At 67.9% G+C, this 23204-nt stretch carries 20 protein-coding genes and 1 riboswitch; of the genes, 11 read left to right on the top strand and 9 right to left on the bottom strand.

Annotated elements, in window-relative coordinates; genetic code table 11:
• The first annotated feature begins 66 nt into the window (after window positions 1–66).
• Together ACWDTI_RS07800 and ACWDTI_RS07795 are read left to right on the top strand one after the other, a co-directional pair.
• Window positions 67–1356 carry a PspC domain-containing protein gene (locus tag ACWDTI_RS07800; RefSeq protein WP_449737492.1) on the top strand — a complete coding sequence of 430 codons (1290 nt, stop codon included), beginning with the start codon at window positions 67–69 and terminating at the stop codon, window positions 1354–1356.
• Window positions 1353–2021, top strand: a complete 669-nt coding sequence (locus tag ACWDTI_RS07795; RefSeq protein ID WP_449737491.1) for a LuxR C-terminal-related transcriptional regulator — start codon at window positions 1353–1355, stop codon at window positions 2019–2021. Before ACWDTI_RS07800 ends, ACWDTI_RS07795 begins: the two co-directional genes overlap by 4 nt.
• 167 nt (window positions 2022–2188) lie before the next feature.
• Here the strand turns inward: ACWDTI_RS07795 and ACWDTI_RS07790 are convergent, their stop codons facing one another.
• Window positions 2189–3403: a serine/threonine-protein kinase gene (locus tag ACWDTI_RS07790; RefSeq protein ID WP_449737490.1), complete on the bottom strand. Its 1215-nt coding sequence runs from the start codon at window positions 3401–3403 to the stop codon at window positions 2189–2191.
• Between the two features lie 79 nt (window positions 3404–3482).
• Between ACWDTI_RS07790 and ACWDTI_RS07785 the strand changes: the two genes are divergently transcribed.
• The 3 genes from ACWDTI_RS07785 (at window position 3483) to ACWDTI_RS07775 (ending at window position 7006) form a co-directional block, all read left to right on the top strand.
• Window positions 3483–4523 carry an Rv2578c family radical SAM protein gene (locus ACWDTI_RS07785; protein WP_449737489.1) on the top strand — a complete coding sequence of 347 codons (1041 nt, stop codon included), beginning with the start codon at window positions 3483–3485 and terminating at the stop codon, window positions 4521–4523.
• Window positions 4524–4652: 129 nt separating this feature from the next.
• Complete coding sequence (locus ACWDTI_RS07780) at window positions 4653–5417, top strand: hypothetical protein (RefSeq protein WP_449737488.1); 765 nt, start codon at window positions 4653–4655, stop codon at window positions 5415–5417.
• Complete coding sequence (locus ACWDTI_RS07775) at window positions 5417–7006, top strand: DNA polymerase Y family protein (RefSeq protein WP_449737487.1); 1590 nt, start codon at window positions 5417–5419, stop codon at window positions 7004–7006. Before ACWDTI_RS07780 ends, ACWDTI_RS07775 begins: the two co-directional genes overlap by 1 nt.
• Window positions 7007–7125: 119 nt before the next feature.
• Here the strand turns inward: ACWDTI_RS07775 and ACWDTI_RS07770 are convergent, their stop codons facing one another.
• Complete coding sequence (locus ACWDTI_RS07770) at window positions 7126–8268, bottom strand: alanine racemase (protein WP_449737486.1); 1143 nt, start codon at window positions 8266–8268, stop codon at window positions 7126–7128.
• Window positions 8265–10187, bottom strand: coding sequence for an SDR family oxidoreductase (locus ACWDTI_RS07765; protein WP_449737485.1), 1923 nt, complete (start codon window positions 10185–10187; stop codon window positions 8265–8267). Before ACWDTI_RS07765 ends, ACWDTI_RS07770 begins: the two co-directional genes overlap by 4 nt.
• A gap of 168 nt (window positions 10188–10355) precedes the next feature.
• On the opposite strand from ACWDTI_RS07765, the gene ACWDTI_RS07760 reads away from it, so the two are divergent.
• Both ACWDTI_RS07760 and ACWDTI_RS07755 read left to right on the top strand, forming a co-directional pair.
• Entirely contained in the window at window positions 10356–13616 is a 3261-nt protein-coding gene (locus ACWDTI_RS07760) for an error-prone DNA polymerase (RefSeq protein ID WP_449737484.1), read from the top strand.
• A gap of 14 nt (window positions 13617–13630) precedes the next feature.
• Window positions 13631–13861, top strand: coding sequence for a DUF167 domain-containing protein (locus tag ACWDTI_RS07755; RefSeq protein WP_449737483.1), 231 nt, complete (start codon window positions 13631–13633; stop codon window positions 13859–13861).
• Between the two features lie 10 nt (window positions 13862–13871).
• On the opposite strand, the gene ACWDTI_RS07750 is transcribed toward ACWDTI_RS07755, so the two are convergent.
• Window positions 13872–14336, bottom strand: a complete 465-nt coding sequence (locus ACWDTI_RS07750) for a tRNA (cytidine(34)-2'-O)-methyltransferase (RefSeq protein ID WP_449737482.1) — start codon at window positions 14334–14336, stop codon at window positions 13872–13874.
• Window positions 14337–14410: 74 nt separating this feature from the next.
• On the opposite strand from ACWDTI_RS07750, the gene ACWDTI_RS07745 reads away from it, so the two are divergent.
• The 3 genes from ACWDTI_RS07745 (at window position 14411) to ACWDTI_RS07735 (ending at window position 17229) form a co-directional block, all read left to right on the top strand.
• Window positions 14411–15289 carry a bifunctional methylenetetrahydrofolate dehydrogenase/methenyltetrahydrofolate cyclohydrolase gene (locus ACWDTI_RS07745; RefSeq protein WP_449737481.1) on the top strand — a complete coding sequence of 293 codons (879 nt, stop codon included), beginning with the start codon at window positions 14411–14413 and terminating at the stop codon, window positions 15287–15289.
• Window positions 15286–15636 carry a DUF3017 domain-containing protein gene (locus ACWDTI_RS07740; RefSeq protein ID WP_449737480.1) on the top strand — a complete coding sequence of 117 codons (351 nt, stop codon included), beginning with the start codon at window positions 15286–15288 and terminating at the stop codon, window positions 15634–15636. Before ACWDTI_RS07745 ends, ACWDTI_RS07740 begins: the two co-directional genes overlap by 4 nt.
• Window positions 15637–15795: 159 nt before the next feature.
• A complete protein-coding gene (locus tag ACWDTI_RS07735; protein ID WP_449737479.1) occupies window positions 15796–17229 on the top strand; it encodes an Hsp70 family protein in 1434 nt (477 codons plus the stop codon).
• Between the two features lie 29 nt (window positions 17230–17258).
• Here the strand turns inward: ACWDTI_RS07735 and metX are convergent, their stop codons facing one another.
• A complete protein-coding gene (gene metX, locus ACWDTI_RS07730) occupies window positions 17259–18407 on the bottom strand; it encodes a homoserine O-acetyltransferase MetX (protein WP_449737478.1) in 1149 nt (382 codons plus the stop codon).
• 61 nt (window positions 18408–18468) lie between these two features.
• Complete coding sequence (locus ACWDTI_RS07725) at window positions 18469–19788, bottom strand: bifunctional o-acetylhomoserine/o-acetylserine sulfhydrylase (RefSeq protein WP_449737477.1); 1320 nt, start codon at window positions 19786–19788, stop codon at window positions 18469–18471.
• A 63-nt stretch (window positions 19789–19851) separates the two neighbouring features.
• A riboswitch (SAM riboswitch) is annotated at window positions 19852–19971 on the bottom strand.
• Window positions 19972–20152: 181 nt separating this feature from the next.
• Here ACWDTI_RS07725 and ACWDTI_RS07720 point away from each other — a divergent pair.
• Window positions 20153–22063, top strand: coding sequence for a PE-PPE domain-containing protein (locus tag ACWDTI_RS07720; protein ID WP_449737476.1), 1911 nt, complete (start codon window positions 20153–20155; stop codon window positions 22061–22063).
• 47 nt (window positions 22064–22110) lie between these two features.
• Here the strand turns inward: ACWDTI_RS07720 and ACWDTI_RS07715 are convergent, their stop codons facing one another.
• The 3 genes from ACWDTI_RS07715 to ACWDTI_RS07705 all read right to left on the bottom strand — a co-directional run bounded on the left by ACWDTI_RS07715 (window position 22111) and on the right by ACWDTI_RS07705 (window position 23110).
• Window positions 22111–22269 (bottom strand): hypothetical protein, encoded by a 159-nt coding sequence (locus tag ACWDTI_RS07715; protein ID WP_449737475.1) that lies wholly within the window; start codon window positions 22267–22269, stop codon window positions 22111–22113.
• A gap of 67 nt (window positions 22270–22336) precedes the next feature.
• Window positions 22337–22822, bottom strand: coding sequence for a bacterioferritin (gene bfr / locus ACWDTI_RS07710; RefSeq protein WP_449737474.1), 486 nt, complete (start codon window positions 22820–22822; stop codon window positions 22337–22339).
• Between the two features lie 105 nt (window positions 22823–22927).
• On the bottom strand, window positions 22928–23110 hold the full coding sequence (locus ACWDTI_RS07705; RefSeq protein WP_449737738.1) for a (2Fe-2S)-binding protein: 183 nt from the start codon (window positions 23108–23110) through the stop codon (window positions 22928–22930).
• Window positions 23111–23204: the final 94 nt, after the last annotated feature.

Here is a 23204-nt window from a genome sequence, read left to right as displayed (position 1 = left end):
GCGCATCGGGGGAACACCCTGAGACCGTCCCTGATGTGCGGTACGGGCCGACCGTGCCACTATCGAATGGTGAGCAGTGGTGTGCCCGTACCCCGATCGCCCGCCGCCGCGCCGCGGCTGGTGCGCCGCGACGGCGGCCGGGTCATCGCGGGCGTCGCGGGCGGTGTCGCCGACCACCTCGGTGTCGACGCGTTTCGCGTGCGGGTGGTGTTCATGGTGCTCGCCGCCCTGGCCGGGGCCGGGGTCCTGGCATACGGGCTCCTCTGGTTCTTCTGTCCGCCCGGCACCGACACCGCTCCACCCCGCCCCGGGGAACGACGGCAGGCCTACGGCCTCGCGCTGGTCGGGCTGGTCGCCATGTCGGTGGTCGGCTTCGCCGCGTCGGGGACACCGGCCGCCTACCTCGTGCCGTTCGTGTTCGTCGTCGTCGGCGCCAGCCTGGTGTGGCGCGAGTTCGACACCACCCGGACCTCGCCGCGGGCGCCCCTGCTCACCTGGACCCGGTTGATCGGTGGCGCGATGCTGGTGATCGGCGGCCTGGTGGTCATCGTGCTGGCCGGCGACCGGAGCTTCGGGTCACTGCCCACCACGCTGCTCGCCGTGATCGCGACCCTCATCGGGGTGGTCCTGCTCACCGTGCCGCTGTGGATGCGGATGTGGCGGGCCCTCAACGAGGAACGCGCCGCCCGGATCCGCAATGCCGAACGCGAGGAGATCGCCTCGCACCTGCACGATTCGGTGCTGCAGACCCTCGCACTCATCCAGAAGCAGGCCGGTAAACCCGACGAGGTCGCACGGCTGGCCCGCAGTCAGGAGCGCGAGCTGCGCGGCTGGTTGTTCGGCGACCCTGCCCAGCGGGCGGGGTCGCTGTCGGCGAGCCTGGACGGTGTCGGCGCCGAGGTGGAGGACGACTACGGGATCGAGGTCGACGTGATCACCGTCGGCGATCTGCGTCCGGACGACGAGCCGCCGGCCCAACGCCGGCGATACAGTGCTCTGGTGGGCGCCACCCGTGAGGCATTGATCAACGCGGCGAAGCACTCCGGCGAACGCAAGGTGGACGTGTACGGCGAGGTGACCGACGATCAGGTGGAGGTGTTCGTCCGGGACCGCGGCGTCGGCTTCGACCCCGGCGACATCGACGAGGACCGCCAGGGCATCGCCCGTTCGATCCGCGCCCGGATGCGGCGGGCGGGCGGTGACGCGTCGGTCGACTCCACGCCGGGGCGCGGCACCAATGTCCGCCTGACGCTGCCGCGCCGCGGCGTCGCGCGGCCCGACTCCGACACCGACAATGCTGCTGCAGAAGAGCATTCGCATCTCGACGGCGAACCTCAACAGGAAGGACAGCGATGACCGAACCCGCCGTCTGCCGACTGTTCCTGGTGGACGATCACGCCGTGTTCAGGTCCGGGGTGCGTGCCGAATTGGCCGGTGAACCGGGACTGGCCGTGGTCGGCGAGGCCGGTACCGTCGCCGAGGCGGTCGACGGGATCGTGCGTCTGGCGCCCGACGTGGTGTTGCTCGACGTGCACATGCCGGCCGGCGGTGGCGTCGCCGTGCTCCGCGGGGTCTCCGACACGATGGGCGAACGAGCGCCGGTGTTCCTGGCGCTGTCGGTGTCCGATGCCGCCGAGGACGTCATCGCGACCATCCGCGCCGGTGCGCGCGGCTATGTGACGAAGACCATCGACGGCAAGGACCTCGCCGACGCGGTGCGCCGCGTCGCCGACGGCGATGCCGTGTTCAGTCCGCGACTGGCCGGATTCGTCCTCGACTCGTTCACCGGGAAATCCGCCGCCCCCGAGCCGCCGCTGGATCCCGAACTCGACTCGCTGACGAAACGCGAACTCGAGGTGCTGCGGCTGCTGGCGCGTGGCTACACCTATCGCGAGATCGCCGACGAGCTGTTCATCTCGATCAAGACCGTGGAGACCCATGCGTCCAACGTGCTGCGCAAGACCCAGCAGTCCAACCGCAACGCCCTCACTCGATGGGCGGCCACCCGGCATATCGGGTGAGGTTGGTTCGGCGCAGGTCGGGTACCGTCCTCCGTGGGCTGGGCACTGTTCTCCGCAGGTCGGGCACTTTCCCCGAGGTCGGGCACTTTCCCCGCTGATCGAGTAAGCGAGGAGCGTAGCGACGAGCGCATCGAGATCGCCGTCGCACGCCTCCGTGCAGCCCGTGATCAGAGCACCATCGCGATCACGAAGATCAAGACGATCACGAAGATAGCCAGGGCGACAGCGACTTTCGGAGACAGCGGCGACCGCGCGGCGGATCGGCGCTCGATGTGCGCCGCCGCCGGGGCCGATGCCCGTCCGACCACGAGCGCGGTGGGCAGCGGATCCGACGAGACCGCCGCCGTGCCTGCGTCGGCGGGCCATGGCGTTGCGGGTTCCACCACGGTGTCGACGGTGCGTGGTAGTCGCGGAGAACGCTGCGCCCACAACGGAACCCCGCCATCGGATCGGGTGAGTGGGCTGGTGAGCACCTGCTGAGGCGACTGCCGAGGGCCGGCCGCGACGCCGGCGAGGAGGTCTCGCGCCTGCGCCATCGTCGGTCGCTTGGCGGGATTCGGTTCGAGGAGGCGCAACAGCACGGGCGCGAGGTCACCAGCCTTGGTCATCGGATTGATCTGTGCGCGTGCGACTTTGTGCAGGAGGGCGAGCGAGTCGTCGTCCACGCCGAACGGGGGCTGGCCCTCTACGATGGTGTAGACGGTGGCACCCAGGGAGTAGACGTCCGAGGCCTCCGACGGCTCGGCACCTCGGGCCACCTCGGGTGCGAAATAGGCTGGGGTGCCGGTGATCACGCCGCTCTGGGTGGCGGCGACCTCGTCCTTGACGCGGGAGATGCCGAAGTCGGTGATCTTGACCAGTCCGGCGCTGCGCGCTGCCGTCGAGATGAGGATGTTGCCGGGTTTGATGTCGCGGTGGATGATTCCGGCCGCGTGCGCCTCGGCCATCGCGTCGGCCACCTGCGCACCGATCTGCGCGGCCTGCGTAACGTCGAGAGTCCTTGTGGTGTGCAGGATCTGGGCCACGCTGCGCGACGGCATGTATTCCATGACCAGCCACGGCTCACCGCCGTCGAGTGCGACGTCCTGCATTGCTATGGCGTTGCGGTGCGACAGTTTGGCGGCATTGCGTCCCTCGCGCATGGCGCGTTGCCGGATGCTGTCGGCGGACTCGTCGGACAGGCCTTCGGTGGACACCACCTGCTTGACCGCGACCTCGCGGTGCAGGCGCTGATCCTGGGCGAGCCAGACCGTGCCCATGCCGCCACCGCCGATGCGCGACTGCAGCCGATACCGACCGGCCACCAGGTACCGCGGTCCTGGTGTCCGGTGGCCGTCGCGGCGCGCGGCGCCGTCGGGATCGGTGATCGACATAGGCAGCATGATAGTCGGGAGTGTCCGATTGTCCGTGGTGGGCGACGGTGGCTTGACAGGGCATCGCACACGTGTTCGAATTGGCCTCATGCGGTGGTCCGACCAGGGTATCGAGGTCGACGACGGCGCACTCCCGGGCCTGGGAAAGGCCGGATTGGTGCGGTCGGTACAGACCCCGGAGTTCGAGGGCATCACCTTCCACGAGGTGCTGGCCAAGAGTGCGCTCAATCAGGTGCCGGAGGCCTCGCATCTGCCGTTTCGATTCACCGTCAACACATTTCGCGGGTGTACCCATGCGTGCCGGTATTGTTTCGCCCGGCCCACTCACGAATATCTGGACCTGGACGCGGGGCGCGATTTCGATACCCAGGTGGTGGTGAAACTCAATGTCGCGGCGGTGCTGCGCAAGGAGTTGCGGCGGCGTTCCTGGACGCGGGAGACGGTCGCACTGGGCACCAACACGGACCCGTATCAGCGGGCCGAGGGTCGGTATCGGCTGATGCCGGGGGTGATCACGGCTCTCGCCGAATCCGCGACCCCCTTCTCCGTCCTGACCAAGGGGACCTTGTTGCGCCGGGACCTCCCGCTGCTGCGGCAGGCGTCGCGGCAGGTGCCGGTGAGTATCGCGATCTCGCTGGCGATCGGCGATGCCGATCTGCAGAAGGCGATCGAGCCGGGGACGCCGTCGCCGCGTGCCCGGTTGGAGTTGATCCGTGCGGTGGCCGATGCGGGGTTCACCCCGCACGTGATGGTGGCGCCGGTGATCCCGTATCTGACCGATTCCGTCGCGCACCTCGATGGACTGTTGGCGGACCTGGCCGAGGCCGGCGCGTTCGGGATCACCGCCTTTCCCATGCATCTGCGCGGTGCGACCAAGCCGTGGTTCATGGAGTGGTTGGCACAGACACATCCGGCGCTGGTGCGGCGGTATCGCGGGCTCTACGGCCGTGGGGCGTACGTGTCGCCGGAGTATTCGGGGTGGCTTCGGGGTCGGCTGGCTCCGCTCGTCGAACGGTACGGACTGGCGGGGTCGTCGACGTCGCGCGGTTCCGGTGGCGTGGACTCGGCATCAGATGTCGCCGAGACGGTCGCGGCACCGGAGTTGCAGCAGGCGCTCACATTGTTCTGAGCACCTCGGTCGGCACGCGTTGACGGTTGTCGGTGGGCCGTCCTACTATCAATTCAGTCGAAAACATGTTCGAACAGCTTGCATCTTCCCGGCGTGCTGATTGCGGATACACGCAGGTCAGGAGGATGTATGAGTGGTGTGGTCGGTGCTCGGGAGAACCCTGAGCTCGAGCGACTTCGCCGGCAGATCGCGGTGATGTCGGGCAGGCCGGATCAGCGGTCCGTCGAGGTCCGGGATCGTTCCGGGGACATGCTGGCCGTGCCGGCGGCATTGGCCGATCTGTTGCCGAGGCGGGGCATCGCCCGTGGCAGCGTGGTCACGGTCTCTGGTGCCCGGTCGCTCCTGCTGTCGGTGATCGCCGCGGTCACGGTTTCGGGTGCCCATGTGGGGATCGTGGGGATGCCGGCCCTCAATCTCGAGGCGGTGGTGGAGTGGGGTGGGGATCTGTCGCGGATCGCCACGGTGCCGGAGCCGGGAGTGGATCCGGTCGAGGTGGCCGGGGTGCTGCTCGACGGGATGGATCTGGTGGTGCTCGGCATGGCCGGGGTCGCGGTACCGCCGTCGCGGACCCGGGTGGTGATGGGACGGGTGCGCAAGCAGGGGTCGACACTGTTGACCGATGCGCGGTGGCCGGGCGCGCATCTGAGGCTGGACACCGAGGTGCTCACCTATCGGCACGTCCCCGCCGACACCCGGGAGACGGACCTGGCCGCGGCGCCACGTGGGTATGGCCGCATCGGCGGGATGTCGCTGCAGGTGGCCGTCACGGATCGCGGGGAACGCCGGCATGTCGGAGAGATCGATGTGGTGGCAAGCGGTTTCGGCGACAGCAGAGCGCTGGAGTTGGTGCCGGTGCCGCATCGTCGGGCACCGGAGTTGGCGGTGGCGAACTGATGAGCGCCGGACGTGTGCTGGCCCTGTGGTGCCCGGACTGGCCGGCCACCGCGGCGGCGATCGATGCGGATCTCCCGCCACGGCAGCCGATCGCGGTGTTGCACGCGAATCGGGTGATCGCCTGTTCGGCACCGGCCCGCCGGGTCGGGGTGCGCCGGGGGATGCGGAAACGGCAAGCACAGTCGACCTGCCCGGAGATGACGGTTGTCGCCGCCGACGACAACCGTGACGGCCGGGTCTTCGAGCTGGTGGTGTCGGTGGTGGCCGATCTGGTCCCCGTCGTCGAGGTGCTGCGTCCGGGGCTGCTGGTGGTGCCGTCGGGAAACGCCACCCGGTACTTCGGCACGGAGGAGACCGTCGCCGAGAAGTTGATCGATGCGGTCGCCGCCATCGGGGTGGAGTGCCAGGTGGGGGTGGCCGACGAGGTGTTCACCGCGGCGCTCGCCGCCCGGCATGGTCGCCATGTGGAACCGGGTGGGGATGCCGACTATCTGGCCGATCGGCCGGTGACCGATCTCGCCGTCGAGCCCAGCCTGAGTGACCCGACGCGCACCGAGCTGGTGGATCTGCTTCGGCGCCTGGGGGTTTCCACGATCGGGGCATTCGCCGCACTCTCGATCACCGATGTCGCCACCCGCTTCTCCGCCGATGCCGTTCTCGCGCATCGACTGGCCAACGCCCGCCCGTCCCGGTCGCCGGCCGGTGCGGTGCCGTCGGTCGATCTGGTGATCGAGCACACGTGCGATCCGCCGCTCGACCGCGTGGACGCCGCCGCCTTCCTGGGGCGTCGGCTCGCGGATGAGTTGGCGCACCGGTTGGCCGCCGCCGCGGTGGCATGCACCCGACTCACCGTGGAGGCGATCACCGAACGTGGCCAACGGCATTCCCGGACCTGGCGTTGTGCGACGCCACTGACCCCGGAGGCGACTGCCGACCGGATTCGCTGGCAGCTCGAAGGCTGGCTGACCGGCGGCCGGTCCGGTGCCGAGGGGAGGCCGGACTCGCCGGTCGGTGTGCTCCGTCTCGAGCCGGTCGAGGTGGTCAGCGCCGGAGCGCTTCAATACACGTTGAGCGGCAATGGGTTACCGGAGGATCCGGAGATCGGTGAGCGTGCCCGACGGTCATTGGTGCGCGTGCAGGGGTTGCTCGGCGGCGACGCGGTCCAGGTCCCCATCCCGAGTGGTGGGCGGGGGCCCGGCGAACAGATCACCATGATCGCGCTCGGCGACGAACGTGTCGGCGACCGGGCGCCGGGCGCGCCCTGGCCGGGACGTCTGCCGCGGCCGGCACCGACGGTGCTGCTCAAGACCCCGGTACAGGTCCTCGACCTCGCCGGGCAGTCGGTGGCGGTCACCGGCCGCGGTGCCTTCTCGACCGAACCGACCACGATCCGGATGGAAACGGTTGGTCGACAACGAAGTACCTGGGAATTGCGATGGTGGGCCGGACCTTGGCTGACCGGCTTCGGCGGCCGGGCAGGCGAAGGCGGGGATATCACGGCACGTGCGCAGGTATTGCTCGACGATTCCCGCGCACTGCTGCTCAGCTATGTCGACGAGGGGTGGGTGGTCGAGGGAGTGTACGAGTGACCCTTGCGGTCTGGCGGCGGGGGATCCGCTCCTCCGTTCGGAATCCGCTCCGTCGGTCGAGGGAGCGGACTCGGATTCCGGGAGCGGGCTGCGGCCTTCTCGGCCTTACCGGGCAACAGTCAGCTGTTCGCGCCGCGCGCCATCACCGGCCAGTGCGCCGCGGCACCGTCCGGGTGCCCGGCAACCAGCTCGTCGACGAGATTCACCGCGGTGCACACGTGGTTGGGCACGAGTCGAACCACCGACCCGAGTTCCGGGACCATGGCCGACGGTGTGTCGTCGGGGAACTCGATCACCGAATGATGTTCGGACAAGCCGACAATCCGGGCCCGCGGATGGTCGGGCAATCGACCGAAACCCGATGCCCAGACCGGGCGGTCGGCGCCGAGGATCTTGCTGCCCGCATCGGTGACGATGCGGGAACCGGATCGATGCACCGTGGTGGCCACCGCGGTCAGTGCCACGTCGTCGAAGTCGCACGACCCGAGTTCCACCTGCTGCGCGTCGTTGAACGGATAGACCCCCGGTCTCACCTCGGTGAGCACGCCGCCATCGGCGAATGCCACCGTCGGCGTCGAGCCACCGCTGATGACCCTCGGTTCGATTCCTTTGTCCCGCAATCGTTCTGCTGCCCGCCCCAATGCGTCGACCTCTTGTTCCGCAGCCATGTGCCGAGCGTCGCCGGGTCCATAACCGTGGCCGGGGAACGTGAACACGCCGATCACATCGAGGCCCGATGCCCGTGCAGCGGCAGCGATTTCTCCCGCATCATCCGGTGCGACCCCGGTCCGGTGCTGTCCGGAGTCGATCTCGACGAGGATCTCGACGTCGTGATCGCGGAGTTCGGCGGCGAGCCGCTCGGCGCCGGCAACCGAGTCGACGGCCAGGCGCAACCCGGCGCGGGCCGACAGGGCGCGCAGCCGCGCCCCTTTGTGCTCCGTCACCCACAGGGGATAGGCGATGAACAGGTCTGCCCGTCCCGCATCGGCATCGGCCGCCGTATCCGCGAACGCCGCCGTATCCGCGAACGCCGCCGCATCCGCGAACGCCTCCGCATCCGCGAATGCCTCCGCCTCACCGATGGTCGCAACGGTCAAACCGGTTGCACCGAGAGCGAGTTGGCGTTCGGCGATCTCCGCACACTTGTGGGTCTTCGCGTGCGGACGCAGCTCGAGGCCCGCGGCCGCCGTCCGCTGCGCCATCCTGCCGAGGTTACGGTCCAGGCGGGTCACGTCGACGGCAAGAAACGGGGTGTCGGTCACGACCGGGATTTGCCCAGCGCCGCAGCGGATTCGGCGGACATCAGAAATTCCTGGTGCAGGATGCGGGTGGTCACCCGCGGAGCGTGACGATGGCCGAACTCCGCCAGATCGCCGATCAGCGAACCGACGCGCTCCGGGCGGTCGATGATGCCGTGCAGCACCCGCGCCGCGGCTTTGTCCACGCTCCAGATGCCAGCCTGGTTGTCGTAGGCCTCGGTCGGTGCGATCATCCGTGTCCGGACCAGTGGCAGACGGACATTGGTGAACGTCACGTGGTCGGTGAGGCTTTCGGTGCGCACGACGTCGCTGAACGCCTCCAGTGCGGCCTTGGATGCGGCGTAGGCGCCGAATCGCGGTCCCCGCGACTGCACCGCGACCGACGTCACGTTCACCACATGCCCGGATTGCCGTCGCACCATGTGCGGCAGCAGACCCAGCACGAGGTTGACCGCGCCGAAGTAGTTGACCGCCATCAGGCGATGATAATCGTGCTGGCGGTCGGTGGCGTTGATCGTCGCACGCCGAATCGACCGACCCGCATTGTTGACCAGGACGTCGACGTGATCATGTTCGGCGAGAACGGTTTTGATCAACGTGGCGACCTCGGCCTCGTCGGTGATGTCGCATGGATAGGCGAATACGCGGCCCGGCGGGATGCCCTCCTTGCTCGGCGTGGCGCTCAGCTCGGCCACGGCCGCGTCGAGGCCATCGGCACCGCGGGCGACGATGAACACCGTCGCGCCTCGCGCCACACACATCCGTGCCGTCGCCTTGCCGATGCCGCTCGATCCGCCGGTGATCAGGATGTGCTTGCCCACGAGGGGTCCGCGCGGATCGTCCCGACGGTGCCGGGTGGGGTCGAGATGGTCGGCCCAGTAGGAGTACAGGCGCGGGCCGTACTCGTCGAGATCGGGGAGGCAGATGCCGTGCGCGTGCAGCGCCGCGAGCGTCTCGTCGGATCGGAAGTCCACCGGCAGCGAAAGGGTGTCGAGCAATGCCGGCGGTATGCCCTGTTGGGCGGCGAGCAGGTCCCGCCCCACCCGCAACGGCCCGGTTCCGGCCAGGCGCAGGAAGGGTTCGACCAGGAGATTGGGGATCACATCGTATCCGCGTGGGCCGTGAAAGCCGGGTGCGATCGCGTTGTACATCGCGGTGATGGTCCGTCGTCGGGGATCGCCGAGGTGATACACCAGGCCGCTGCGGGTGGGGTCGACCGTCATCAACGCGACGATCGCCTGGGCAACGAAGTCGACCGGGACGATGTTCACCGAGCCCAGGTCGGGCATGGGCAGCGGTAGTGCCGACGGTAGGTGACCCAGGTGTTTCAGATTGCCGAAGAAGTAGTACGGACCGTCGACCTTGTCCATCTCGCCGGTTCGCGAGTCGCCGACGACGACCGAGGGCCGATAGACGCGCCAGCGCAATCCTTCTCGTTCCCGTACCACCTTCTCGGCCTCGAACTTGGTGCGGTGATACGGCGAGGGAAATCCCTGGCCCGTGTCGAAGTCGTGCTCCGTGTAGGTGCCGCGATGGTCTCCGGCGACCGCGATCGACGAGACGTGGTGGAGCATAGCGCCGTGCGCGAGTGCGAAGTCGGCGACACGCGACGTGCCGTCCACATTCGCCGCCTGCTGGCTCTCGGCGTCGGCCGCCATGTCGTAGATCGCGGCCAGGTGGACGACGTGGTCGATGGGCGGCAGCTGGCCGGTCGCGATGCCCAGTCCCGGTGCGGTCAGGTCGCCGACGACCGGGATCGGGGAATCGGAGTCGCCGTCGACATCGAAGTGCTCGGCGAAGCGCGGCATCGATGCCGCGCGGACCAACACCAGGACGCGGGCATCGGGTTCGGTGACGCGTAGTCGCTCGACGACCCGACGGCCGATGAATCCGGTACCGCCGGTGATGAAGTAGGTGGTCATGATGTCGGTTGCATTCTCCCGCGCACGTGGCTCGCGACACGTTCTTACCGTTCAGTAAGAACCCTTCTGTCATAGGGTGACACTCACATCGGCGGATGGCAACCAGCGACGCGTGAACACCTGCGGCGCCGACTGTCGTGTCGAACGTATGTTCTATAGACTGGTCGTGTGGGATGGGATCAGGGTCCACCGACGTGGTCGGAGATGGAGCGCGTGCTGTCGGGCCGCCCTTCGGACGGTGGCCGGCCGGGCGAGGCGTTCGGCCCCGGCGACGGCAACGACAGCCCCGCCTGGTCGCGTAAGCGCGGCGCCTATCACGCCGACGACATCGAGCGCGGGCGGTCGGCGGTCCCGTTCGCCGAACTACATGCCCACAGCGCCTACAGCTTCCTCGACGGAGCGTCGATGCCCGAGGAGATGGTCACCGAGGCGCAGCGGCTGGATTTGCGCGCACTTGCGCTCACCGACCACGACGGGTTCTACGGGATCGTCCGATTTGCCGAAGCCGCAAGGGAATTCGGTATGCCGACGGTATTCGGGGCGGAACTGTCCCTGGAACCCGATGTCACCCGCACCGGGGTGCCGGACCCACCGGGGGAGCATCTGCTGGTTCTCGCCCGCGACAGCGAGGGCTATCGACGTCTCTCGCGGACCATCGCCGATGCGCACATGGTCGCCGGGGAGAAGGGATTGCTGCGGTATGACCGGGACCGTCTCCCGGGCACCGCGGGCGGGCATTGGCTGATCCTGACCGGATGCCGTAAGGGTTCGGTGCGCAGGGCTCTCGACCGTGGCGGCGTGAGCGCGGCTCGGGCGGCGCTCACCGATCTGGTCGACCGCTACGGCCGGGACAACGTGGCCGTCGAACTCACCGCTCAGGGACTGCCCGACGACGACGAACGCAACGCACTGCTGGCCGGCCTCGCCGGCGACGTCGGCCTCACGACGGTGGCCACCACCGGCGCCCATTTCGCCGGGCCGCGTCGCCGGCGACTGGCCATGGCCGTCGCCGCGGTTCGGGCGCGCACCGACATCGAGACCATCGAGGGCTGGCTGCCCGGCGTCGGAGGTGCCCACCTGCGCAGTGGCGACGAGATGGCGCGCCTGCTGCCCGGTCACCCCGATGCCATCGACAACGCGGTCGGGCTGGCCGCCGACTGTGCGTTTGCGCTCGGCCTGATCGCCCCGAAGCTTCCGCCGTTCGACGTCCCCGACGGTCACGACGAGAACAGCTGGCTGCGCGAGCAGACGATGGCCGGGGCGTTGCATCGGTACGGAACCCCGACCGCGCATCCGCAGGCGTATCGGCAGATCGAGCACGAGCTCGCCATCATCGAGACGCTCACCTTTCCCGGGTACTTCCTCGTGGTCGCCGACATCGTGAACTTCTGCAAACGCAACGAAATCCTGTGCCAGGGCCGGGGGAGCGCGGCGAACTCCGCGGTCTGCTATGCCCTGGGGATCACCAACGTCGATCCGGTCGCCAACAAGCTGCTGTTCGAGCGGTTCCTCGCGCCGGAACGTGACGGTCCCCCCGACATCGACGTGGACATCGAGTCGGATCGTCGCGAGGAGGCGATCCAGTACGTCTACCGGCGCTACGGCCGGGACTACAGCGCGCAGGTCGCCAACGTCATCACCTACCGTGGGAAATCCGCGGTCCGGGACATGGCCCGGGCGTTGGGGTACGCCACCGGACAGCAGGACGCCTGGAGCAAGACACCCGACGAGGCGCCCGGCGACGTCACCGATCTGGCGAGTGAAATCCTCGGCATGCCAAGGCATCTCGGCATCCACTCCGGAGGCATGGTGATCTGCGATCGGCCCATCGCCGACGTCTGCCCGACCGAATGGGCGCGGATGGAGAACCGCAGTGTCCTTCAGTGGGACAAAGACGACTGCGCGGCAATAGGTCTCGTCAAGTTCGACCTGCTCGGGCTGGGTATGCTCTCGGCGTTGCACTACGCCATCGACCTGGTTGCCGAGCACAAGGGGATCGACGTCGACCTGGCGTCGCTGGATCTCACCGAGCGCGAGGTCTACGACATGCTCTGCCGGGCCGACTCGGTCGGTGTCTTCCAGGTGGAGTCGCGGGCCCAGATGGCGACGCTGCCGAGATTGAAACCGCGCACGTTCTACGACCTGGTGGTGGAGGTGGCGCTCATCCGGCCCGGACCCATCCAGGGCGGTTCGGTGCATCCGTACATCCGGCGCCGCAACGGAATCGAGGAGCCGACCGTCGAACACCCGTCGATGCGCAAGGCACTCGACCGGACTCTCGGGATTCCGCTGTTCCAGGAACAGTTGATGCAACTCGCCGTCGACGTGGCCGGCTTCGACGCCTCTGAGGCGGACCAGTTGCGCCGTGCGATGGGGTCCAAACGGTCGACGGAGAAGATGGAACGGTTGCGCCGTCGGTTCTACGACGGGATGTCCGAACTGCACGGCATCACCGGGGAGGTCGCCGACCGGATCTTCGAGAAGATGGCCGCCTTCGCGAATTTCGGTTTCCCGGAGAGTCATTCGCAGAGCTTCGCATCGTTGGTGTTCTATTCGTCGTGGTTCAAACTGCATCATCCGGCGGCGTTCTGCGCGGCACTGCTGCGCGCGCAGCCGATGGGGTTCTACTCGCCGCAATCCCTGGTGGCCGATGCCCGACGGCACGGTGTCGTCGTACATCGGCCGGACATCAATCGTTCACTGGCACACGCCACGCTGGAAGGCGAGGGAACGCAGGTGCGATTGGGGCTCGCCGGGGTGCGGGGGGTGGGCGATGACGTCGCCGAACGGATCGTCGAATGCCGTGATTCCGATGGTGATTTCGTCGACGTGACCGATCTGTCCCGCCGGGCCGAGCTGAGCGCCCGGCAACTCGAGGGACTCGCCGGTGCGGGCGCCTTCTCCGGGTTCGGCGTCAGCCGGCGACAGGCGCTGTGGGAGGCCGGGGCGGCGGCGACGGTCCGTGCCGATCAGCTACCACTCGCGTCATCGGCCCGGACGCCGACATTGCCCGGGCTGTCGGACATCGAGCTGGCGGCGACCGACGCCTGGGCGACCGGGATCACCCCGACGTCGTATCCGACGGAATTCCTGCGACCCCGACTGACCGCGATGGGGGTGATACCGGCCGACGGATTGCTGTCGGTGGCCGACGGTTCCCGCGTGACGGTGGCCGGTGCGGTGACCCATCGGCAGCGCCCGGCGACCGCGTCGGGCGTGACGTTTGTCAACCTGGAGGACGAAACCGGCATGGTCAATGTGGTGTGTTCGGTCGGGTTGTGGAACCGTTACCGAAATCTGGCACACTCGGCATCGGCATTGCTGATCCGTGGCACCGTGCAGAACGCCGAGGGGGCGGTGACCGTGGTGGCAGAGCGATTGCAGCGCTTGGATCTTCGGGTCGGGACTCGTTCGAGGGATTGGCACTAGGAAGCGGAGGACGCATGCCGAGGCAGGTCGTGGTGACGGTGAAACCCAGTAGCCGCAAGGGGCCGCTCGTGGAGACCGGTCCGGATGGGTCGATGACGATCTACGTGCGCGAACCGGCCGTCGAAGGCCGGGCCAACAAGGCGGTCGCCGAGATCCTGGCCGGGCATCTCGGCGTCCCGAAGTCCAAGATCGCCCTCGTCGGCGGCGCCACCGCACGCACCAAGCGGTTTCGCGTCGATTCCTGAGGCCCGCCGGCTACACCGCGCCGGCGAATCCGTTCTGCCGCCACGCCTCGTAGACGACGATGCTCGCGGCGTTGGCCAGGTTGTGGGAACGCCGACCGGCGAGCATCGGGATCCGCACCCGATCCGTCACCTGTGGGTCGGCGAGCACCTCGTCGGGCAGGCCGGTCGGCTCCGGTCCGAAGAGCAGGACGTCGCCCGGCTGGTAGTCGACATCGGTGTGATACCGCGACGTGTGCGCGGTGAACGCGAACACCCGAGTCGGCCGCAGCGCCGACCAGGCCGCCGGCAGATCGGGATGCACTGTGACCGTCGCCATTTCGTGGTAGTCGAGCCCGGCGCGCTTGACCTGGGCGTCGGACATGGAGAAGCCGAGCGGCTCGATGAGGTGCAGCTCGCATCCGGTGTTGGCGGCCAGGCGGATCGCGTTGCCGGTGTTGGGCGGGATGCAGGGCTGATAGAACATGATGCGGAACATGATCAGCCGATTCTATGAGGTCACACCGACGCGCTTGGCACCGCAGCGGCGACCGGATGGAACAATGGAGCACCGTGAGCGCGATACGACTTGACGGTAAGGCGACCCGGGACGAGATCTTCGGCGATCTGCGAGTGCGGGTGGACAGGCTCCGCGCGGCCGGCATCCTCCCGGGCCTCGGCACCATCCTGGTCGGGGACGATCCGGGATCGCACTCCTATGTCAAGGGCAAGCACGCCGACTGTGCGCGGATCGGGGTCGAGTCGATCCGCAAGGATCTGCCGGCCGATGCCACCACCGCCGAACTCAACTCGGCGATCGACGAGCTCAACGCCGATCCGTCCTGCACCGGCTACATCGTGCAACTCCCGCTCCCCAAGCACCTCGACGAGAACGCGGCCCTCGAGCGCATCGACCCGGCCAAGGATGCCGACGGACTGCACCCGATCAACCTGGGCCGCCTGGTTCTCGGCAAGGAGTCGACACTGCCGTGCACGCCCCGCGGTGTCGTCCATCTCCTGCGCCGCTACGACGTCCCGATCGCCGGCGCTCGGGTGACCGTGGTCGGACGTGGCGTCACCATCGGCCGCCCGATCGGTCTGCTGCTGACCCGTCGCAGCGAGAACGCGACGGTGACGTTGTGTCACACGGGCACGCGTGACCTCGCGGCCGAGGTCTCGCGCGCCGACATCGTCATCGGTGCCGCAGGCGTGCCGCACCTGATCACCGCCGACATGGTCAAGCCGGGCGCCGCGGTCATCGATGTGGGCGTCAGCCGTACCGACGACGGACTCGTGGGCGATGTCGCCCCCGATGTGTGGGATGTCGCCGGGTACGTGTCACCGAACCCGGGTGGGGTCGGGCCGCTGACGCGCGCCTTTCTTCTCGTCAACGTGGTGGAGCGGGCCGAGGCACAACTGGCCGAGCGTTCCGGTGCGGGAGTGGCCGGGTGAGTTCGTCGTCGCGCGCGAGGCGGCTCGACGACGTCGGGCCGGGCCGTGTCGCGCGCCTTCGACACGCCCGCCGGGTGCGGGCCTACCTCATTCAGATCCCCTACTTCCTCGTCATCCTCGGACTGGTGATCGCGGCGATCTTCGTCCTCTTCGACCGATGGCGACGAGGCGCATTCGTGTTCGGGTCGGCACTCGTTCTCGGCGCGCTCCTGCGCGCCGTCATCCCGACGCCCCGCGTGGGGTTGTTGCAGGTCAGAGGGCGTCTGTTCGACGTCACCGCGATGGCGTCGGTCGGTGCGCTGATCCTCTGGCTGGCGACCTCGGTCGATTCTTTGGGCACAGATTGATTACAATAGAGACCATCGCGTGACCTTTTGGGCTCGATCTGTCGCGTGAACTGGCAGAACCGAGACCACGGGAGGGTACGTATCACTTCGACGTTCGATACCGGCGATTCGACCATTCCGGACGACTCCGCGTCGATGGGTGTGTCGGCAGGCGAGGGGATGATCCACTTCGTTCTGTTGACCCGCGACGACGTGGGCCGCAGCGTCATCGACACCCGGGTCATCGACGTCGACCGTAACGACGGTCTCGACCCGGCCGGCCGGGTCAATGCCGGGATCGATCTGATGCTGACGACGGCTCGCGATGCCGGTGTGCGTGTCGGGCCGATCGGCGTCGCGGCACGCACCGGAGCACAACGTCGGGAACTCCGATCACGGGGCGCCGGGCCCCGCCGTCAGATCCACCTCGTGGACGAGGACGCGGCGGCGGTCGAATATCTGACGGCGACCGGCGAGATCAGCCGCTTCTCGGCGGTCGTGGTGGTCGACTGCGGGGACACCGGTATGTCGCTCTACACGGTGGACCCGTCGACGAAGCGGATCTCGATGCCCGAGCGGTCGCGGGCGATCAGCGGTCGTGCCCTCGACCGTGCCATCGTCGACCGGTTGCTCGCCGACCCGTCCCAGACCGCCGGTGGACGGCCGCGACGGCGTGCGCTGCTGAGCGCGTGCCGCACCGCGAAGGAGGAGGTCTCGACCGAGACTGCGGCGGATGGCAATTCACCGATCCTGCTGGCCGGCGGGGCCGGCACGATCGTGCTGACCGCCGAGGCCATCTCGCAGGCGGCCGAGCCGATGGTCGATGATGCGCGAAAAGTGTTGCAGCGCTATCTCTCTGACATCGCCGAGCGTAACGTCGCGGCTGATGCGATCGTCCTGGTCGGTGGCCTGGCGAACCTGACCGCCGTGCGCGGCATGGTCGAGGGGACCGACGCGGAGTTGGTGGTCCCACGCACACCGGAACTGGCGGCGTCGGTGGGGGCCGCGCTGTTGGCGCGCACCAAGACCACGTCGGACACGACGTCCCGTCTCGCGTTCATCGGGGGTAGTCGGCAGCGAGAGTGGTTGTCGGCCATGCCGTTGGCCGTGATCGCGGCGATTCTGGCCGCGACGCTGATGACGATCTACGCGGTCAGTTCGTCGCTGACCGGACACAATACGTCGGTGCCGGCGTCCGGAGCGTATTCGTCGTCGGCGAGCCCGTCGGTGGCGTCGTCGTCGCATCAGATGGTCCAGAGCGCGCCGACGAGCACGGTGCCGTTGCCGGTTCCGCCGAGGACAGGGCCGGAGGTGCCGACCGAACCGATTGCGCCCACCGCGGCCGCGCCGGCGACCCAGCCCCGCTGGGACGACGGACCCGGCTGGGCGACAACGGAATTGCCGCCCGCCCCGGAAGCGTCGAACACGTCGACGCGGACATTGTCGCCATTCCCCATGCCGTCGTTGCCGACGATTCCGCCGGGGTTGCTCCCGCCCGAGATCGCACCGCCGACGACCACGGTGCCGCCGGCACCGCCCACGCAGCAGACGCCGGACCGGTCGGCACCACCCCGGTCGACGCCGCCGACCACCACGCCGGACGCGGCGGGCTGACGCCGACCGTCACCCGGCGCGGAAGCGGTTCAGCCGCGGGCCAATTCGACCGTGCGCTTGAGCAGGTCGCTGATCGCGTCGAACTCGGTCAGGAAGCCGTCGTGTCCGTTGTCGGAGTGCATCACCTGCAGACCGCCGACGCAATTGCCCAGATGCTCGGCGATCTCGACCTGTAACCGCAAGGGATACAACCGATCCGAGACGATTCCGCCGACGATGGTCGGCACCCGGCACGAGTTCAGCGCGGCCCGCACGCCGCCACGTCCCCGGCCCACGTCGTGATGATTGAGGACCTCGCTCAGCACCACGTAGCTGCCCGGATCGAACCGCGAGATGAGCTTGTCCGCCTGATGCTGAAGGTAGCTGTCGATGGCGTAACGTCCACCGGCGAGAGGCTTTTCGTTGCCCTGTGGTTCGTTGACGAACCGCTGGTCCAACTCGACCTCGCCGCGGTAGGAGAGGTGCGCGATCCGACGTGCGACGCCCATTCCGGCGGACGGAACCCGGCCCGTGCCGTGGTAGTCGCCACCCTGCCAGTCGGGATCGGCGGTGATGGCCGCGATCTGGGTGGTCTGGGTACCGATCTGATCGGCGGTGGCACGTGCACCGACGGCGAGAACGAGCGCGCTGCGCACGATCTCGGGATACTCGATCGCCCACTCCAGGGCGCGTGCACCACCCATGGAACCGCCGAGGACGGCACCGATCCCTCTGATACCCAACCGGTCGACGAGTTGGCGCTCGGCGCGGACCTGATCGAGCACCGTGATCTGCGGGAACCGTGAACCCCACGGGTGCCCTTGGGAATCCGGGGATGCCGGTCCGGTGGAGCCGCGACATCCGCCGAGCACGTTGGCGGAGATGACACACCACTCGTCGGTGTCGATCGCGCAGCCGGGCCCGATGAGCCCGTCCCACCAGCCGGCCGACGGATTGTGCTCGTCGGCCGGCCCGGTGACATGGGAATCTCCCGTCAGGGCGTGCAGAGTGAGGATCACGTTGTCGCGCGACGGGGCCAACGCACCCCAGCGCTGGAACGCCAGGGTGACGTCGTCGATCTGCCCACCATTGTCGAGCGAGACCGACCCGATGTCGACGCGCATCGTCTGCCCGTCTGGCAACTGCTCCCAGTCGGGACGGTCCGCGGCCTCAATATCCGGTTCGATGCTCACCGACACAAGTCACTCACTCTGCGATTCACCTCGTCAATCGTTCGGGGGTCCGATGGGGACCCGGCGGTCATTTCGCGGCCGCGAATCCTCGCTCGAGGTCGGCGAGGATGTCGTCGATGCCTTCGATTCCGACGGCCAGCCGCACCAGACCGGGTGTCACGCCGGCGGCCAACTGCTCGTCAGGCGTCAACTGACTGTGGGTCGTCGACGCCGGATGGATCACCAGCGACCGTACGTCACCGATGTTGGCGACATGGCTGTGCAGGGTCAGCCCTTCGACGAAGCGCTTGCCGGCATCGACCCCGCCGACGATCTCGAAGCCGATGATCGCGCCCTGACCCTTGGGGAGCAGCTTCTGCCCGCGGTCGTACCACGGCGACGACGTCAGCCCCGCGTACGCGACCGACTCCACCTGCGCATGGTCGTTGAGGTGGGCGGCGACGCGCTGCGCGTTGGCCACATGCCGCTCGACCCGCAGACTCAGCGTCTCCAGGCCCTGTGCCAGCAGGAACGAGTTGAACGGGGAGATGGCGGCACCGGTGTCGCGCAACCACTGCACCCGGGCCTTGAGCGCGTACGCCGGCGCGCCGAGATCGGCGAACACCGCACCGTGGTAGCTCGGGTCGGGCGTCGTGAAGCCCGGGAAGAGATCCTTGCCGTCACGCTGTACACGCCAATCGAAGGTGCCGCCGTCGACGATCACGCCGCCGATCGCGGTGCCATGACCACCGATGTACTTGGTGGCCGAGTGCACGACGATGTCGGCGCCGTGCGCGAGGGGGTTGAGCAGGTAGGGCGTCGCCACGGTGTTGTCCACGATCAGCGGAAGCCCGTTGCGGTGGGCGACCTCGGCGATGCCGGGGATGTCGAGGATCTCGTTGTTGGGGTTCGAGATCGTCTCGCCGTAGAGCGCGCGGGTGTTGTCGCGGATGGCCGCCTGCCAGGATGCGGGATCCTCCGGGTCGTCGACGAAGCCGACCTCGACACCGAGCTTGGGCAGCGTGTAGTGGAACAGGTTGTACGTGCCGCCGTAGAGACGCGGGCTGGACACGACATGTCCGCCGTTCTCGACGATGTTGAGGATCGCGTAGGTCTCGGCGGCCTGGCCGGAGGCGAGCAGCAGGGCTGCGACGCCACCCTCGAGAGCCGCGAGACGCTGCTCGACCGCATCCTGGGTGGGGTTCATGATGCGGGTGTAGATGTTGCCCGGCTCGGCCAGCCCGAACAGATTCGCGGCGTGCTGGGTGTCGTTGAAGGTGTAGGACGTGGTCTGGTAGATCGGCAGTGCCCGTGCGTTGGTGCTCGCGTCGGCGGTCTGACCCGCATGCACCTGCTTGGTCTCGAAGCTCCAGGTTTCCGGATTGGTGACGTCTTTGGCGTCGGACATGACTGTGTTGATCGCTTTCTACGGTCGGCAGGGTGCCACGACCCTGGTGGGGTCCGACCTTCGGACCCGCGCTTGCCGGGAAACACGCTGTGTGCTCCCAACCCGGTCATCACCCGGAGCACCCCACCGCGGTTGGAGGGTTGCCGATCAGCAAGCCGGGGCTTTGCGCTGATGCTCATGACCTGGCGACAAGGATATAGCACGCCCCGATGAGCGTGAAAACCATCTCGCGCTCGGTGGCTGTAACGAGTCTCGGTCGGTCGTAGATGATCAAGTGCGCATTTGCATTCGTGAATGCGGATAGGATTCCGTCGGGCGCGTGTCCGACATGCGGACTCGGACACCATGAGTGTGAGGATCGACGATGGCGCATCGCAGTCGGGGGCGAGCCCGGGGTGTGCTGGTGGGCATGAGCGGAGTGGCATTGGCCGTCGCGCTCACCGTCGGCCAGTCGTTCGGGTCGGGTGTGGCGCGGGCGGACACGTCCACCGACTGCAGTGGGCCGGGCCGCGTGTTCCTCGTCGGGGGTACCTGGGACAGTGCCGGCGACAGTGTCGTCGGGATCAAGCAGCGCTACCAGGGCACACCGCCGGCGGCGCCGGTACCGCCCGAGGACCAATACACCACCGAGGTCATCGACTATCCGGCGTCCATCTGGCCCTTGGGGTCCTTCGGCTTCGACGACAGTCAAGCCCAGGGTGAGGAGGCGGTCCTCGCCGCGGTGGCGCAATATCAGGCCGACTGTGGCACCGACAAGAAGGTGGTCATCGCCGGCTACTCCCAGGGGGCCGGGATCGTCGGTGACACGCTCACCGACATCGGCAATGGCACCACCGGCGAGTACACGATCGACAAGACGAACGTCTCGGGTGAGGTGTACTCCGACCCCCGCCAGGCCGGAACCCTGTGGGGTCGAGGGATCGAACTTGTCCTCGTGGGCGTGATCCCGGGCCTGACGATGGCCGGTTCACGCACCGATTCCGACTACGGTGGTCTGCCGGTGACCACCTACTGCATCGCGGGTGACCCCATCTGTGACCTGCCGGATCTGCTGCACGACCCGATCGGTGCGCTCGACGGACTGCTCGGCTACTGGGTCAAGCACGGTCTCTATCCCTACTACATGTATCTGCCGACCGGGGCGAGCTGGAACATGTACGGCACCGACGAGCCGTCCACCTGCACCGCGGGCACGGGTGCGTCGAGCAACGTCACCACCTGCGTCGTCTCGTCCCCGTCGTCGACCGCGATCCTCACGCAGCAGTTCGTCGACGCGCTGGGCATCGACTGGTCGGTGCCGGATCTGCTGCCGTACCGGTTCACCCTGCCCGATATCTTCGGCATCACCCTGGCGGATTTCCAGCCCCCGATCCGGTGGGTCATGGGGTGGTTCCCGCAATTGCCCGATCTGGGCTACGGCGGCACACTCGCCAGCGCATACGCCTTCCAGAACATCATCCAGGGCGTGTTCACCCTGCAACCGCAGATGTTCATCGCCGGTGTCCGCGAACTCGCGACGAGCGCCGCGAGCATCGTCTTGATCCCGGTCAACGCCGGCGGCTACTGGCTCTATCGGGTCGCCGGCGTCGAGCCCAATCCCTTCCCCGGACCCGCGTACCGCCCGTCCTGGGAGGCGCTGAAGGAATGGATCGCCTCACTCGGCCCGCAGACGGCCACGCAGACGACCGTCACGACGCAGGCATCCCGGCAGGCCCTCGCCGCGCCCGCCCCGATGTCGGCACTCGCGGACGAAACCGCTTCCCGCGGTTCAGAACCCGCCGAGGCTCCCGCACCCGAGTCGCAACCGGCATCCGCTGTGGTGCCGTCCGACCCGACCACCGACGCGGTGACCCCACCGGCGTCCACCGATCCGGTTGACGCCGGGGCACCTGCCGCGCCCGGAGGGGCTGCGGTCGACAGCGTCGCCGGCGACGGCGGATCGGGCGGCGCGGGAACGGGTGACACGGGATCGGGCGGCGCGGGATCGGGCGACGCAGGATCGGGCGACGAAAACCCCGTTGTGACAGACACTCCCACGACTCCGACGGCGAATGATGGCGCGCACGACGACGGTGCGCCGAGCGGAGATCAGGGAGGGACGGAAGCGCCCAACACCGACGCGCCCTCCTCGTCGGACACCTCCGGAACCACCTCGGACACCGCCGGAACCCCGTCGGATGGGACCGGCGAAAAGAAGTCGGACACGACAGGCGCGACGCAGTCGGGTGGGGTGACGAGCGCGACGACGGGTGGCGGCACGTCGCCGTCGGCGTAGTCGCGCCGCCGTCGGCATGAGTCGATCGGTCGATGGGTCTGGACCGATCAGAGGTAGATGCGCAAGGTGTCGGCTTCGTCGCGCAGCCGTGCCGCGGCATCCGCCTGCCCCAACTGGTCGTAGCGCTGCGCCTCGGTCAGATACTCGTCGATCAACCCCGTGAGTATCGCCTGCGCGTCGGCGAGTCCGAGGTCGCGGCGTGGCACTTCCGTCGCACCGACTCCGGAAGGCGCGTATTCGATTGGTACGCAGAGAAGGGAGATCGACCGGGTCTCAGCCGACGTCCGGCGGCGTCGCCACGGTCTTGGACAGGTACAGCTGCTCGCCGAGCAGGTCCATCAGCTCGAGCTGGGTCTCGAGGTAGTCGATGTGGTGTTCCTCGTCCTTGAGGATGTCCTCGAAGATGTTGGCGCTGGTGATGTCGCCCTTCTCGCGGCACATGGCGACACCGGGGCGCAGCCGCTCGACCACCTCGTGTTCGATGGCCAGATCGGCCTCGAACTGCTCTCGCAGTGTCTGGCCGATGCGCAAGGGGAGGATCTTCTGATAGTTCGGGAGCGCTTCGAGGAACAGGATGCGATCGGTGAGGATTTCCGCGTGCGTCATCTCCTCGATGGATTCGGCGCGGGTCTTGCTCGCGATCTCCGTCAGACCCCAATTCGCTTGCATCTTGGAGTGCAGGAAGTACTGGTTGATCGCCGTCAGCTCACTGGTGAGCTGCTCGTTCAGTAGAGCGATCACCTCGTCGTCGCCGCGCATGATGAAGTCTCCGTTCGCCGTGGTGGATAAGAACGTAACACGGCAAAAGCCCCCGCGTCTGCAATAGACGCGGGGTTGTGGAGCGGGTGGGTCAGAGCCCGTGGGTCATGCGGCGCTGCTGGCGGTTGCCACCCTTTCGCTGACGATTTGCTGAAGCCGTTCGAGGCATGTGCCGCAGCCTTCGCCGGCGCCGCAACGCTCGCCGATTGCATCCACCGACATGGCGCCCGAGGAGCAGTGCTCGTGGACTTCGTCCTCCGTCACCGCCCGGCAGATACATACGAACATCGTGGTCACCTCTTCTTGCTTCAGTTAGGCAAGGATTACATAAAGCCTCACTGTGCGCAAGGGTTGCCTAACCTTTGGTACGGACGCACCAAGA

The organism is Gordonia sp. NPDC003424 (assembly GCF_053588655.1).
This window is presented reverse-complemented; position numbering and strand designations above follow the sequence as displayed.

Coding starts and splice junctions, on each gene's coding strand:
- ACWDTI_RS07720 (WP_449737476.1), top strand. CDS start 20,153: ATGGCGCATCGCAGTCGGGGGCGAGCCCGGGGTGTGCTGGTGGGCATG.
- ACWDTI_RS07725 (WP_449737477.1), bottom strand. CDS start 19,788: ATGTCCGACGCCAAAGACGTCACCAATCCGGAAACCTGGAGCTTCGAG.
- bfr (WP_449737474.1), bottom strand. CDS start 22,822: ATGCGCGGCGACGACGAGGTGATCGCTCTACTGAACGAGCAGCTCACC.
- ACWDTI_RS07785 (WP_449737489.1), top strand. CDS start 3,483: ATGCGGTGGTCCGACCAGGGTATCGAGGTCGACGACGGCGCACTCCCG.
- ACWDTI_RS07800 (WP_449737492.1), top strand. CDS start 67: ATGGTGAGCAGTGGTGTGCCCGTACCCCGATCGCCCGCCGCCGCGCCG.
- ACWDTI_RS07765 (WP_449737485.1), bottom strand. CDS start 10,187: ATGACCACCTACTTCATCACCGGCGGTACCGGATTCATCGGCCGTCGG.
- ACWDTI_RS07735 (WP_449737479.1), top strand. CDS start 15,796: ATGATCCACTTCGTTCTGTTGACCCGCGACGACGTGGGCCGCAGCGTC.
- ACWDTI_RS07705 (WP_449737738.1), bottom strand. CDS start 23,110: ATGTTCGTATGTATCTGCCGGGCGGTGACGGAGGACGAAGTCCACGAG.
- ACWDTI_RS07795 (WP_449737491.1), top strand. CDS start 1,353: ATGACCGAACCCGCCGTCTGCCGACTGTTCCTGGTGGACGATCACGCC.
- ACWDTI_RS07790 (WP_449737490.1), bottom strand. CDS start 3,403: ATGCTGCCTATGTCGATCACCGATCCCGACGGCGCCGCGCGCCGCGAC.
- ACWDTI_RS07780 (WP_449737488.1), top strand. CDS start 4,653: ATGAGTGGTGTGGTCGGTGCTCGGGAGAACCCTGAGCTCGAGCGACTT.
- ACWDTI_RS07755 (WP_449737483.1), top strand. CDS start 13,631: ATGCCGAGGCAGGTCGTGGTGACGGTGAAACCCAGTAGCCGCAAGGGG.
- ACWDTI_RS07750 (WP_449737482.1), bottom strand. CDS start 14,336: ATGTTCCGCATCATGTTCTATCAGCCCTGCATCCCGCCCAACACCGGC.
- ACWDTI_RS07775 (WP_449737487.1), top strand. CDS start 5,417: ATGAGCGCCGGACGTGTGCTGGCCCTGTGGTGCCCGGACTGGCCGGCC.